Source organism: Staphylococcus sp. HMSC62D11, from assembly GCF_001839145.1.
Taxonomy (GTDB): domain Bacteria; phylum Bacillota; class Bacilli; order Staphylococcales; family Staphylococcaceae; genus Staphylococcus; species Staphylococcus lugdunensis.
The window spans coordinates 301,815-315,187 of the sequence record NZ_KV840185.1; the positions used below are offsets into that span (position 1 = coordinate 301,815).

The window sequence follows — 13,373 nt, forward strand, 5'->3', positions numbered from 1 at the left end:
ATGATGTTAAGCTTACGTTATAAAGACAGAAACAAATAAGGAGACAAAGGTATGATGGACTTAGCTATTAAAGGGAAATCTCTCACTAAAGTTATCAATGGACAAGTGATTTTTAGTGATATGACGATTGAATTTCCTAATCAGAGCATTATCCAAATCGTTGGGGCTAATGGTTCGGGTAAAAGTGTTACTTTAAAGATGTTAGCACAAATATATAAACCAACAGTGGGAAATGTAACTATTAATGGGCAAGTGAGTTATGCACCTGATCATTTACCTAAATCCATAACATTAACGGTACAACAATATCTATTATTTGTTGAACAACTTTATGAAGTGCAACATAGCTGTTTCGCTTTAGATGATTTAATTCAACGTTTCCATATTGAGGCATTTTTATCACAACCGATTAAACAATGTTCAAAAGGGACGCAACAAAAATTAAACCTAATACAATGCTTATTAAAACAAGCAGACATTTATATTTTGGATGAACCTTTTTCAGGATTAGATAAACAATCTGTTTCAGTGCTAACATCTATATTGAAGTATTTGAAACAATATGCAACAGTAATATTAACCTCACATGATGAAGCGCAGCATTACGGATTAGTCACACACCAATTTAAATTAAGTACACAGCGTCTCATGAAACTAACGGAACAGGCTCAAGTAAGTTATAAAATAATTGAAACACAATTTGTTAGCCAAATAGACTTAAATGAATTAGTAAGAGAGTTTGATATGGAAATCATTGAACAGCACTCAACGTGTACTTTAATAAAAGTTAATCAACAACAATGTAATCATCTTCTAAAAATATTAATAGATAAACAATATGATATAACAACAGTGAAGGAGTGGACATAATGGGCGGTCTTGTCATCTATCAATATAAGAAATTTATTACAGCATATCAATACATTGCCCCTTGTATGTTCTTTCTAACTGCGCTTATCATGCTTTATTTTTATTCAGGACAGCCTATTCTCTCAAGCTTTGCTAGCAGTGCTATTATTTTATTGTTCATCATGACATGGTTAACTACAATAATTTTAAATTTAGAAAATATCGAAGAACAACAATTGTTGTTTGTCCAATTGAATGGGAAAAGGAAATACATTTTGGGTAAATTGGTATTTAGCTGTCTTGTGTCTATACCTTTCATATTATTTGCTGTGGCATATCCAATTGTGACGATGAGGTTTGAGCAACATCTTTCAGTTTCTAATATTCTTTTAGGAATATACATTCACATAGCATTAGCGCTATTAGGAATTGTTTTTACATTATTGTTAAAAGTTATTCAAGGTTTATCTCAAAAGTATCGCTGGTTAGTACTGGTGTTGATATATTTAATTTCAATTTTGAAGATACCTCTGATACAAAATTTTTCAATATTAAAATTTATCTTATGGGTCTTTCCACCCGTGAGTGAGTTATTATCCGTTTATAACAAAGATGTATCTCAATTATTGAATATGCCCTTTGCCATTCTGAATGTTTGGTTTGCTTTATATATTTGCGTGCTAATTACTTTAATCTTTGTGTTTGTAAGTCGCACAGAATACCGTTAATAATAGATATCCAGATTAGAGAGCGGGTTATATTCATTGATTGTGCGTAACATGTCAACTTGTGGGAAATAGTGACCACCAATTTTCATGATGATGAATAAACCCAACGCCACCATTGCGAGACAGAAAAGTGTTGAAATGATATTTTTCAATATTGTCATAGTACTTCACCTCAAATGATTTATTATAATTTGATTATATAAATGGTTATATGTATGAGCCTTTATCTAATCTTTCAAAATATTAGTTTCAGCTTACAAGTTTGAAAGATATGTTAAAATGAGCTGGTTTTTATGCGTATTTATTGTAATTTTACTTCTTAAGGCTAAACTAGTAAGTGAGAGATAGATTAATAATCTTAAGGAGTTGTTTATTATGTCAAAAACAGCAGTAGTTACAGGTTCAGCAGGTGGATTAGGTAAAGGCATTGCAGAACGCTTAGCGAATGATGGTTTTAACGTAGTTATCCAAGATATTAATGGAGATGTTTTATTAAAAACAGAAGAAGAATTCAAAGGTAAAGGCTATAACGTTGTTGCTTTTAGAAGTGATGTATCAGTGAAAAAAGAACAACAAGAATTGGTTAGATTTGCAGTAGCTGAATTTGGTCAATTAGATGTGTTCGTAAACAATGCTGGTGTTGATGCAGTAAGTCCATTTTTAGAAGTTGATGAAGCGCAACTTCAACGTGTGTTTAATATTAATGTTTTTGGTATGGTTTATGGCACACAAGCAGCAGCAGAACAATTTAAAAAACAACATACTAAAGGTAAAATCATCAATGCCTGCAGCATTGCCGGACATGAATCTTATGAAATGTTAAGCACATATTCAGCTTCAAAACACGCGGTGCGTTCATTTACACAAGCAGCAGCAAAAGAGTTAGCGCAAGATCATATTACAGTGAACGCTTATTGTCCAGGTGTTGCTAAAACAGAAATGTGGGATCGTATCGATGCTGAAATGGTACGCTATAACGACGAGTTACAACCAGGTGAAGCTTTTGCTGAATTTTCAGCTGCAATTAAATTAGGACGTTATCAAGAACCACGAGATGTGGCTAATCTAGTATCATTCTTAGCATCAGATGATTCAGACTATATTACAGGTCAAGCTATTCTTACAGATGGTGGATTAGTATATAGATAAATTATAAGTTACAAAGTGAAGCGGATAACTGTAGGATTTAGTAGGGTTTTATCAGTTGAAAATAAAAATAACTAAAACTTATAATTATTTATTTTAGTAAAAAGCTTTACTTATCATGAAATATACGTTATAGTTAGTCTATCGTAATAAAAGTTCGTGAAATTGTAGTGTGTTTATCTAGAATACTCTCTTTTTTATACATGATTTTGTTACAAATATTAGTGCAAAAGCACACGGAGGTATTCTATATGAATAACGGTACAGTAAAATGGTTTAACGCAGAAAAAGGTTTTGGTTTCATCGAAAGAGAAGACGGAAATGACGTATTCGTACATTTCAGTGGTATCGCTGGTGAAGGTTACAAAACTTTAGAAGAAGGTCAAAAAGTTGAATTCGACATTACTGAAGGTCAACGTGGCGACCAAGCTACTAACGTTGTAGTAATGTAACTAACCATTATAGAAAGAGCCTAGAACATTCAATGTTCTAGGCTTTTTTATGTTTTTATGAGTCAAATCGAATCATACTTGCTGCACCATGGCTAACAATTTGATAAAAGTGATATTCAAGTTGTGCTTTATCTATAGGATGCGGATCTTGAATCCAATGTTTGACTAAAGAAATTCCTGCACCTGAAACATAGCTCATATAATAAGAAAATGGCATGCCTTCAATCGTATCATCTTCATTTTTATATTGACTTAAATGATTATAAATAAGGTTATAAAGTTTTTCTTGAATCATTGATGCTTTACCAATTTTAAATAAGATGCTAAATACATCTCTATGATTATCAATGTGCTCGATTAAATAGGTGATGATGTTTTTAAGCATGATGTTGTGTTGTTGTTGATGTTGTTCAGCAATAAAATATTGTAAATCTTGTATGAGTTTATTCTCAATTTCTTCTAATAAATCATATTTATCTACGTAATAACTATAAAACGTACTACGATTAATATCAGCAGTTTCAGTTAATTGTTGTATAGTTAGCTTATCAAACGACGTTTCTGTTAGTAATTGTAAAAAGGCATGGTGTATCGCTTGTTTAGATTTTCTAATTCTACGATCTTGTGCCACATACTCCCTCCTCATTCCAGTCTAATTATAAACAGTTTTGACTCCTATGTTGATTTTCAAACAAATTGCGATGGTCTGCTTGTTGTTAAAAATGATACAGTGGTTAGAATGAAATTGTAATTAAAATGCAGAAACATGAAAGGGATGACAAACGATAGAAAAAGATATGTTAGGTAATCCACAATTAACAGTTACGCCATTAGAACAGATTAAAGAAGGAACTAATCATATAGTCGTTGATAGTGTTCAATATGGAAATCAAGAAATGATAATGGAAAAAGATAGACCAGTGACAATGGAAGATGGTACACAATTATATGTGAATATATTTAGACCAAATAAAGAAGGGCAATTTCCTGTTGTTATATCTGCAGATACCTATGGAAAAGATAATAAACCTAAAATCACAAATATGGGACCTATGTGGCCAACAATAGGTACAATTCTAACGTCAAGCTTTACACCTGAAGAATCACCGGATCCAGGCTTTTGGGTACCTAATGATTATGTTGTTGTAAAAGTAGCTTTAAGAGGTAGTGCTAAATCAGTTGGTGCACTTTATCCTTGGGGATTATCAGAAGCTAAAGATTATGCTCAAGTCATCGATTGGGCTGGCAAACAACGATGGAGCAATGGCAATGTAGGGACGAATGGCGTATCTTATTTAGCGGTGACGCAATGGTGGGTTGCTTCTCTAAATCCAACGCATTTAAAAGCTATGATACCGTGGGAAGGATTGAACGATATGTATAGAGAAATCGCCTTTCATGGTGGTATTCCAGATACAGGATTTTACCGTTTTTGGTATCAAGGTTTAGTGCAAAGATGGCCAGACATGGATATTGAAGATTTAATTGCTGCACAGCAAAATCATCCGTTGTTTGATGAATACTGGCAAGCTAAACAAGCGCCATTAGCTCACATTCAAATACCTATGTTTGTCTGTGCGAGTTGGTCTACACAAGGCCTCCATAATCGTGGCACATTTGAAGGATTTAAACAAGCATCATCACAGCATAAATGGTTGAAAATTCATGGACGTAAAGAATGGGAAACATATTATGCACGTGAATCACTAGAACAACAAAAATCGTTCTTTGATTACTACCTTAAAGGTATTGATAATGATTGGCCTGAAACACCACGTGTAAGTTATGAAGTACGTGATAAATTTTATCAGGGTTATCACAACACAGCGACAGCATATCCATTACCACAGATGAGTGAAAAGCCGTTATATTTAAATGCACAAGATATGTCATTACAAGCGCAGTTACCAGAAGAAACAGTTTCAGTAAGCTATTTAAGTGATGATTCACTTGATGATGAAGTGAGATTTAGTAAACGTTTTACTCACAATACTGAAATAACTGGAAATATGAAACTCAAGTTATGGGTAGCAACAGAAGAAGCAGATGATATGGACTTGTTCATTGGCATAAAGAAAATCAATCGTCAAGGAGAAGAGGTACATTTTCCTGATTTTAATCATATTGAAAATGGACAAGTGGCAACTGGATGGTTACGTGTATCACATCGAGAATTAGATATTGAAAAATCAACAGCACTACAACCTTGGTATCACCATATGAAAGAACATAAACTTGCACCTCAAGAAATTGTTGCTGTTGAAGTAGAAATTTTGCCATCTAGTACGCTATTTAAAAGCGGAGAACAATTACAAGTTGTGATAAAGGGTAGTGAAGTCGTTAAAGGCACAAGCACACCAGTACCAGGAATGAAGACACGCTATGAACATCAAGATACAGTCAATCATGGTTTAAATCACATATATACAGGTGGCAAGTATGACTCGCATCTATTAATTCCATATCAATTATTAGAAGATTAAGGGATAAACATAAAATAAAAAAAGGGCGGGACAGCATTCATAACGAATTCGTAGTCCCGCCCCGGAAAGGTTGACTAGGATTGAAACAAGCTTGGTATCAGTGTGTTTTCAATCCAGTCAACTACTGCCAATATATAGTTCATAGCCTAATACATAATTTTGGCCTAAACTTTTTTTTCTAGGAATGATGTCTCGCATGTTTTTTCTTGCCGACACGTAATTGCCAATAGGTAAACATACGTAATAGATATTCCATTGGTCCATACCGCCAATGACGTTGATACCAAGAAGCAACTAGCACTTGAAGAACATAAAGAATAATAAAGATACCAAACATCATTGTTACATGGTCGCTGCCGAATTGTCCTAAGCCATAGCCATAAAAAATCATAGTGCCAATCACACTTTGTATTAAGTAAAAGGTCAGTGACATTTTACCAATATGTTCTAAACCTCGGAATGTAAAATGTTGTGGTAATTTTTGATACATATATTTAAATAAACTCATATAACCAAATGCGAGTATGATACCGAACACTTCCGTGAAATTTTCAGCAATTGTTGGATGTTGAACCCAGAGTACTGCTGATTTGCCGATAAGTGCTAGGGGTATAATCCATATCCATAATTTAGAGGACCACCAATCAAGCGCATCTTTTTCGAACCAACCACTTTTAGATAAATAGACACCTAATGTAAATAATGGCACTTCCATTAAAGGAATAAGAATAAAAATGAGTAGGAAAAAGATTGACCCTAGTTGATCTTCGAATAAAGCAAATTTTGGATCTTCAACTGTTTCATCAACATGACGAATATCTGAATAACTACCTTCACTGTAAATCTTTGTAATCTTTGATACATAATTTGCTGTGTCATGTTTGCTAGGTGTTGTTTGCATACCATTATCACCGGAAAATGGCATGACAATAAATAGTACGAGCAATAATCCAAAAATAATGAGCGTAAAGTATTTAAAAGCACGTTTCCCCATATGAATGAAAGGAATGACAAATAGCATAGAGAAGCCATAACCAAATAATATATCTCCACCCCATATGTAAGATGCATGTAAACCTCCAATAATCATCAGGAAAAAAGCACGACGAAAGAGTTTTAGTTTCGGACGTTTAACACCTTTTCGTTTCATGGATTGGTATAATTTATCCATAGAAAAGCCAAAAAGCATAGCAAAGATAGGCATAAAACTACCTACAAAAAGAATATTAATAATATTAAAAACACCATGGTTGAATGGACTTAAATGAAAATAATCAATATATAATTGGCCAGTTAAATCAAATTGAAATATAAGTAAATTAGCTATAAAAATCCCTAATAAGCTAAATCCTCTTAGTGCATCTGCAACTTTAATTCGTTTCAATATTATTCACCTCTCCCATACCATAACGTACACACATAAAAATAAAACTAAATGCAGCTTAATTCTTCCTTAAATATTAAAGGTACCAATTTGTTATATAGTGGTTAATGCATATCTTTTAAGGGAATAGGTGAATTATTAACTAAATGTAATTAATTCTTTTATAAATTTACGTTATTCAACATAAAGGAGGATGTGAAGATGAACAGTATCAAAGTGAGCAAGAAGCTATGTCGTATTGCTTTACCTTTAATCGGTGGCCAAATTATTGGCAAAATCACCGTAAAAAATGCACGTCGGGATTATAGTAAAAATGTTAAACCACCATTATCACCACCGGGTTATGTTTTTCCGATTGTCTGGCCAACACTTTACTTAAGTATGGGTATTGCTCATGACATCATTTCACAACAAAAACAGCATCAAGCAGCACAAGCCACGTATTATTTGCAGTTAGGTTTAAATTACTTATGGTCATTACTTTATTTTAAATATAAATTACGTGGTGCAGCCCTCATTGACAGTTATATTTTATTTAGTGCAGTTGTTGCGACCGCCGTCCAATTCTATCAAAAACATCGAATTGCGGGTTATTTATTAATTCCTTATATTTGTTGGTCAGCGTTTGCTTCATACTTGGCGACAGGTAATTGGTTACTCAATAAAGATAATCCAGATTATACGGCAGGACACCATGCGTAAAAAATCCGTTATTTGGCTCATCATAGGCAGTGGTATTTATTGGTTTGTGCTTCAGATGTTGGTTGCCGTGTGGGGAACACGTTTAAGTACTACATTTTTAATGAAGTGTGATTTCTGTTTTAAGTCATTCGCATTCGAACGTGAAGGAGATTTTTGGAATGATGTCTTTCAAGTCAAACGCTGGAAAGATCATTTGCCAAAGGGACATCGTTTAAATCCGGCAATTTATAATAAATCGACTCTAATGGCGCAACCGTCAGCGCAAGATATATATGATTTTATTATAGAAACACGGCGTGCAGAATTTGTTCATGGAATAGCGATGTTACCAATGTTTGTATTTCTTGCTGCGCCGAAATATATAAAAATACCACATATGACATATGCTTTATTAGCAAATTTACCATGTATGATTGTGCAACGTTATAATCGCCCTAAGCTCGAGCGTTATTATCATAAATTGAAAAACAGATAGGAAGTGAGTGTATGCCAATTAAAAAAGTAGTTGTGATTGGTGGCGGTCTTGGCGGTATTTCCGCTGCGATTCGGATGGCACAGAGTGGCTACCGTGTCGATTTATATGAACAAAATGACCATATCGGCGGAAAGGTTAATCGTCTAACTACCTCTCAATTTGGTTTTGATTTAGGACCATCTATTCTTACTATGCCTTATATTTTTGAACAGCTTTTTCAACACAGTGGTAAAGAAATGAGAGATTACGTAGATATAGAGCGATTGCCATTGCAATGGCGTAGTTTCTTTCCATCTGGGGAAACGATAGATTTATATGATAATGTTGCTGATACTATTGATAATAATTCAACTCTGACAGCACAAGATCGACAAGAATTAATGTCATTTTATGATTACGCAGAACGCATTCATCGTTTTACGGAACAAGGCTATTTCCGCTTAGGTTTAGATACCTTACCAGAAATTTTGACTTACCACGGGCCGTTTAAAGCATTGCGTGGCTTTGATTATTTTTCTACTATGCAACAAGCTATTAATAGACGTGTATCAAATCCACAATTGAGAGATATGTTAGGGTACTTTATTAAATATGTTGGCTCATCTTCATATGACGCACCAGCCGTGTTATCAATGCTTTATCATATGCAACAAGAACAAGGCTTGTGGTATGTCAAAGGAGGAATGCATCATCTGGCTCAAGCACTTGAAACGTTAGCGCGTGAAGAAGGCGTTCATATTCATACTGGTGTAGGTGTAGAAAACATTCAAACGTCATTTGACAAAGTTGTAGGTGTGAGACTAACAACTGGAGAAAGCGTCGAAGCGGACTATCTCATTTCAAATATGGAAGTTATTCCGACATATCGTGAATTACTGCATTTTAGTGATAAAAAGATTGAACGTTTAGAAAAGATTTATGAACCTGCAAGTTCAGGTCTTGTACTACATTTAGGTATTGATAAGTACTTTCCACAGCTTGCACATCATAACTTTTTCTTCACAGCAGATTCAAAGCGTAATTATCGTGAAGTCTTTCACGACAAAATATTACCGTATGATCCAACAATTTATTTAGTGAATGCGAATAAAACCGATCCAACTCAGGCACCTCAAGGTTATGAGAGCATTAAAGTTTTACCGCATATTCCATATATTCAAAATCAACCTTTCTCTCAGGAAGATTATCTGCAATTAAAAGAACGTGTTTTGGATAAGTTAGAAGCTATGGGATTAGATGATTTAAGAGCGCACATTGTGTTTGAGGATATGTGGACGCCTGAAGATATAGAACATCATTATCGTTCTAATCGTGGTGCTATTTATGGCGTTGTGGCAGATAAAAAGAAAAATAAGGGCTTCAAGTTTCCAAAGCAATGTGCTTATTTTAATAATCTATTTTTTGTTGGTGGTTCTGTAAATCCGGGTGGGGGCATGCCTATGGTTACTTTAAGCGGGCAACAAGTAGCGGATAAAATTAATGCTATCGAACACGGTGAAAGGAGAGACTAAAGTGAAATGGATTAGTTCATTAACTATGCTATTTACGTTCTTTTCTATCATTAGTGGTAAAGTCATGTATGGTCGACGCCATCCATTGACACATAGTAAGATTCATTCATCAAAACAATTGGAATTATCCGTTATTGTTCCAGCGCGTGACGAAGCGCAACGCTTACCACGCTTATTAAAGTCATTAGCACAACAAACCGTTTCTGTAGAAATGATTGTGATGGATGATGGATCCACAGATCAAACTGCTGAAATCGCACGCGCAGCTGGAGCTTCTGTCTATTCAGTTCAAGCTGATAAACCGTCATTATGGCAAGGTAAGTCATTGGCTTGTTATCAAGGTGCGACCTACGCATCAACTCCACTATTGTTGTTTGTTGATGCCGATGTGACATTAACATCCCCTAGAGCAATTCAAGCACTCATCGATACTTACTACCAACAAGATTACCGAGGTTTGTTAAGTGTCCAACCTTATCATTCTACTATACGACCTTATGAAAGTTTATCGGCGCTATTTAATACATTGACAGTAGTTGGTACGAATCAATTTTCATTAATAGACGGACAGCAGACTACGCGCATGGCCTTTGGGCCTGTTGTCTTGACTAATTCAACTGATTATAAGTCCACACAAGGACATCAACAAGCTAAACATCATATTATTGAAGGGTTCGCATTAGGTCAAGCATATTCACAACAAGGCTTACCAGTAAATTTATATGAAGGACAGCAAGATATTCAATTCCGAATGTATGAAGATGGCATTCAGTCACTCGTTCATGGATGGGTTAAACATTTTTCTGTTGGTGCTACTGCAACTTCGCCAAAGGTTATGACAAGTATTGTTATATGGTTAATGGGATCGATTATTACAGCATCAGGCTTAATACTTAGTTTGTTAGTAAAGCCGATATCTAAAGTTAACATGGGGATATTATATATTCTTTATACAATGCAATTTATACGCATACATCGACGAGTAGGTCATTTTTCACGTTGGATGTTATGTTTGCACCCTATCTTATTTATCTTTTTTAGTGGTGTGTTTTTATCATCATGGATACAGTCTTACTGTAAGCGAAGCGTTATATGGAAAGGCCGAACGTATCATTTGTGATGTTATAAATATTTAATACAAGGAGGGTGCACGAGATGACACTAGATGACCATTTTCAGTACTGCCATCAACTGATGAAGCATCATTCTAAAAGTTTCTCCTATGCCTTTGATTATTTACCAGATAGAGAAAGACGTGCAGTATGGGCGATTTATGCTGTATGCCGTGTGATTGATGATAGTATCGATGTTCATCATGATCCACAATATTTGCAGTACATACGACAAGATATTATGGCCATTGAACAACAACAGTTGCATCCTGAATTTCAAAGCGATGCGCGAATCATGCACGCATTTTCAAATGTCGCACATACATTTAAAATGGAATACCCAGCATTTTACAAGCTTATTGATACAGTACGCAAAGATCAATATTTTGAGCAATTTGATACCGATGAAGCTATGTTAGATTACTGTTATGGGGTTGCGGGAACTGTTGGAGAAGTTTTAACACCTATTTTAGCACAACAGCCAACTACAGAAACGTTTAGAGTCGCACGAAAATTAGGAGAAGCTTTACAATTAACTAATATTTTACGTGATGTTGGAGAAGACTTTGAACAGGGACGTATTTATATTAGTAAAGAACGGTTGGCGCACTTTAATATTGATATTAAACAACAATATCAGCAAGGTGTGACATCGAATTATATTAAGATGTGGGAAGCATTAGCTTATATAGCAGAACAAGCCTACCATGATGCGCTGTCGAATATTCATGTGTTTAATAAGCAAGCGCAACCTATTATTGAGCTAGCTGCAGTGATTTATGCGAGCATTCTTGATGAAGTTAGAAAGGCAGGGTACACATTACATCAACGCGTGTATGTATCCAAAGTAGATAAGGCAAAATTTTATCGACGTATAAAAAAGAAATATCAAGGACAGGTGGAATAGCAATGAATATAGCAGTAATTGGTGCAGGCGTGACTGGTTTAGCATCCGCGGCAAGATTGGCAGCAAAAGGTCATCAAGTGACATTGTTTGAGAAAAATGATCAACTTGGTGGGCGTATGAGTCAGTTTACTAAAGATGGATTTACTTTCGATATGGGCCCTACAATCGTGATGATTCCTGAAGTCTATAAAGCAGTATTTGAAGCATGTGGCAAAAACTTTGAAGATTATGTAGAGATGACACAATTACCTTATATTTATGATGTCTATTTTGCTAAGGATGACAAAGTTCGTGTACCTACTGATCTAGCTCAATTACAACAAATGTTAGAGCACATCGAGCCAGGTTCAACACATGGCTTTATGTCATTTCTTACTGATATTTATAAGCGTTATGAAATTGCACGCAAATATTTTTTAGAGCGTACGTTTCGTAAGCCTAGTGATTTTTATAACTTAACGTCATTAGTGCAAGGTGCTAAATTAAAGACGTTAAATCATGCAGATGATTTAATTGCACAATATGTTGATAATGATAAAATCCAAAAACTCTTAGCTTTTCAAACGTTATATATTGGCATCGATCCCAAGCGTGGGCCATCACTATATTCTATTATACCGATGATTGAAATGATGTTTGGTGTGCATTTTATTAAAGGCGGCATGTACGGCATGGCACAAGGTTTAACACGTTTAAATCAAGATTTGGGTGTTGATATTCGTTTAAACGCACAAATCGATGAAATTATTATAGACCCAAAATATAAACGAGCCGATGGAATAAGAGTCAATGGTCTTGTTGAACGCTTTGATAAGGTATTATGTACTGCTGATTTTCCATATGCAGCACAACATCTTATGCCTGAACATAGCCCTGTTAAAAAGTATCCGCCACAAAAAATAGCACAATTAGATTATTCATGTTCTGCATGCCTAATGTATATTGGTATAGATCAAGACTTGAGAGACAACCTGTTATTACATAATGTGATTTTTTCGGCAGATTTTGAACAAAATGTGAAAGAAATATTTAATGGTCAATTGTCAAAGGATCCATCATTATATATTTATGTTCCAGCAGTAGGTGATACGACGCTAGCGCCTGAGGGACAAACAGGTATATATGTACTTATGCCTACTGCAGAGTTGAAAACAACAAAAATAGATTGGCAGGATGAATCGATAGTAGCTCGCATCAAGGAAATCATTTATCACAAGTTAGCAACGATAGAAGCCCTTGAAAATATTAAACAGCATATCGTATCAGAAACAATTTTTACACCGTTAGATTTTCAACGAGACTATCATGCGCAGTATGGTGCAGCATTTGGCTTAATGCCAACGCTCGCTCAAAGTAATTATTACCGACCGCCAAATGTTGCTCGTGACTATCACGATCTATATTTTGCAGGTGCAAGTACACATCCAGGTGCAGGTGTGCCTATTGTTTTAACCAGTGCAAAGATTACTGTTGAAGAAATATTGAAAGATATTGCAGCAGGTATATAGTAAAAGAATTAGAGCGGGCTAGAATTCATTGTGAATTCGTAGTCCCGCCCCGGCAAGGTTGACTCGGATTGAAAAAGCTTAGGATAAGTGTATTTTCAATCCAGTCAATTACTGTC

At 35.0% G+C, this 13,373-nt stretch carries 13 protein-coding genes; 11 read left to right on the forward strand and 2 right to left on the reverse strand.

What is annotated here, in order from left to right; all coding sequences use genetic code 11:
* Nucleotides 1-51 precede the first annotated feature (51 nt).
* The 4 genes from HMPREF3267_RS05910 to HMPREF3267_RS05930 all read left to right on the forward strand — a co-directional run bounded on the left by HMPREF3267_RS05910 (nt 52) and on the right by HMPREF3267_RS05930 (nt 3,175).
* A complete protein-coding gene (locus tag HMPREF3267_RS05910) occupies nt 52-870 on the forward strand; it encodes an ABC transporter ATP-binding protein (RefSeq protein WP_002479080.1) in 819 nt (272 codons plus the stop codon).
* The gene (locus tag HMPREF3267_RS05915; RefSeq protein ID WP_002479079.1) at nt 870-1,577 is read left to right on the forward strand and encodes a hypothetical protein; all 708 of its coding nucleotides are present in this window, start codon (nt 870-872) and stop codon (nt 1,575-1,577) included. Before HMPREF3267_RS05910 ends, HMPREF3267_RS05915 begins: the two co-directional genes overlap by 1 nt.
* A gap of 375 nt (nt 1,578-1,952) precedes the next feature.
* The gene (locus tag HMPREF3267_RS05925) at nt 1,953-2,726 is read left to right on the forward strand and encodes an acetoin reductase (RefSeq protein ID WP_002460813.1); all 774 of its coding nucleotides are present in this window, start codon (nt 1,953-1,955) and stop codon (nt 2,724-2,726) included.
* A gap of 248 nt (nt 2,727-2,974) precedes the next feature.
* Complete coding sequence (locus tag HMPREF3267_RS05930) at nt 2,975-3,175, forward strand: cold-shock protein (protein WP_002479078.1); 201 nt, start codon at nt 2,975-2,977, stop codon at nt 3,173-3,175.
* A 55-nt stretch (nt 3,176-3,230) separates the two neighbouring features.
* Here HMPREF3267_RS05930 and HMPREF3267_RS05935 read toward each other — a convergent pair whose 3' ends face one another.
* Nucleotides 3,231-3,806: a TetR/AcrR family transcriptional regulator gene (locus HMPREF3267_RS05935; protein WP_062078282.1), complete on the reverse strand. Its 576-nt coding sequence runs from the start codon at nt 3,804-3,806 to the stop codon at nt 3,231-3,233.
* 154 nt (nt 3,807-3,960) lie between these two features.
* Here HMPREF3267_RS05935 and HMPREF3267_RS05940 point away from each other — a divergent pair, with 154 nt between their 5' ends.
* Nucleotides 3,961-5,658: a CocE/NonD family hydrolase gene (locus tag HMPREF3267_RS05940; protein WP_062078280.1), complete on the forward strand. Its 1,698-nt coding sequence runs from the start codon at nt 3,961-3,963 to the stop codon at nt 5,656-5,658.
* Nucleotides 5,659-5,836: 178 nt separating this feature from the next.
* Here HMPREF3267_RS05940 and HMPREF3267_RS05945 read toward each other — a convergent pair whose 3' ends face one another.
* Complete coding sequence (locus HMPREF3267_RS05945; protein WP_062078278.1) at nt 5,837-7,042, reverse strand: DUF418 domain-containing protein; 1,206 nt, start codon at nt 7,040-7,042, stop codon at nt 5,837-5,839.
* Nucleotides 7,043-7,243: 201 nt separating this feature from the next.
* Here HMPREF3267_RS05945 and HMPREF3267_RS05950 point away from each other — a divergent pair, with 201 nt between their 5' ends.
* The 6 genes from HMPREF3267_RS05950 to HMPREF3267_RS05975 are packed head-to-tail and all read left to right on the forward strand — an operon-like array spanning nt 7,244 to nt 13,257.
* Nucleotides 7,244-7,744, forward strand: coding sequence for a TspO/MBR family protein (locus HMPREF3267_RS05950; protein ID WP_037544261.1), 501 nt, complete (start codon nt 7,244-7,246; stop codon nt 7,742-7,744).
* Nucleotides 7,737-8,219: a glycosyl-4,4'-diaponeurosporenoate acyltransferase CrtO family protein gene (locus HMPREF3267_RS05955; protein ID WP_002479073.1), complete on the forward strand. Its 483-nt coding sequence runs from the start codon at nt 7,737-7,739 to the stop codon at nt 8,217-8,219. Before HMPREF3267_RS05950 ends, HMPREF3267_RS05955 begins: the two co-directional genes overlap by 8 nt.
* A gap of 11 nt (nt 8,220-8,230) precedes the next feature.
* Nucleotides 8,231-9,730: a phytoene desaturase family protein gene (locus HMPREF3267_RS05960; RefSeq protein ID WP_002479072.1), complete on the forward strand. Its 1,500-nt coding sequence runs from the start codon at nt 8,231-8,233 to the stop codon at nt 9,728-9,730.
* A gap of 1 nt (nt 9,731) precedes the next feature.
* A complete protein-coding gene (locus HMPREF3267_RS05965) occupies nt 9,732-10,850 on the forward strand; it encodes a glycosyltransferase family A protein (RefSeq protein WP_002479071.1) in 1,119 nt (372 codons plus the stop codon).
* 35 nt (nt 10,851-10,885) lie between these two features.
* Nucleotides 10,886-11,749 (forward strand): phytoene/squalene synthase family protein, encoded by an 864-nt coding sequence (locus tag HMPREF3267_RS05970; protein WP_012990676.1) that lies wholly within the window; start codon nt 10,886-10,888, stop codon nt 11,747-11,749.
* 2 nt (nt 11,750-11,751) lie between these two features.
* On the forward strand, nt 11,752-13,257 hold the full coding sequence (locus HMPREF3267_RS05975) for a phytoene desaturase family protein (RefSeq protein ID WP_002492491.1): 1,506 nt from the start codon (nt 11,752-11,754) through the stop codon (nt 13,255-13,257).
* The last annotated feature ends 116 nt before the right edge of the window (nt 13,258-13,373 follow it).

Coding starts and splice junctions, on each gene's coding strand:
- HMPREF3267_RS05925 (WP_002460813.1), top strand. CDS start 1,953: ATGTCAAAAACAGCAGTAGTTACAGGTTCAGCAGGTGGATTAGGTAAA.
- HMPREF3267_RS05970 (WP_012990676.1), top strand. CDS start 10,886: ATGACACTAGATGACCATTTTCAGTACTGCCATCAACTGATGAAGCAT.
- HMPREF3267_RS05960 (WP_002479072.1), top strand. CDS start 8,231: ATGCCAATTAAAAAAGTAGTTGTGATTGGTGGCGGTCTTGGCGGTATT.
- HMPREF3267_RS05930 (WP_002479078.1), top strand. CDS start 2,975: ATGAATAACGGTACAGTAAAATGGTTTAACGCAGAAAAAGGTTTTGGT.
- HMPREF3267_RS05955 (WP_002479073.1), top strand. CDS start 7,737: ATGCGTAAAAAATCCGTTATTTGGCTCATCATAGGCAGTGGTATTTAT.
- HMPREF3267_RS05950 (WP_037544261.1), top strand. CDS start 7,244: ATGAACAGTATCAAAGTGAGCAAGAAGCTATGTCGTATTGCTTTACCT.
- HMPREF3267_RS05915 (WP_002479079.1), top strand. CDS start 870: ATGGGCGGTCTTGTCATCTATCAATATAAGAAATTTATTACAGCATAT.
- HMPREF3267_RS05975 (WP_002492491.1), top strand. CDS start 11,752: ATGAATATAGCAGTAATTGGTGCAGGCGTGACTGGTTTAGCATCCGCG.
- HMPREF3267_RS05910 (WP_002479080.1), top strand. CDS start 52: ATGATGGACTTAGCTATTAAAGGGAAATCTCTCACTAAAGTTATCAAT.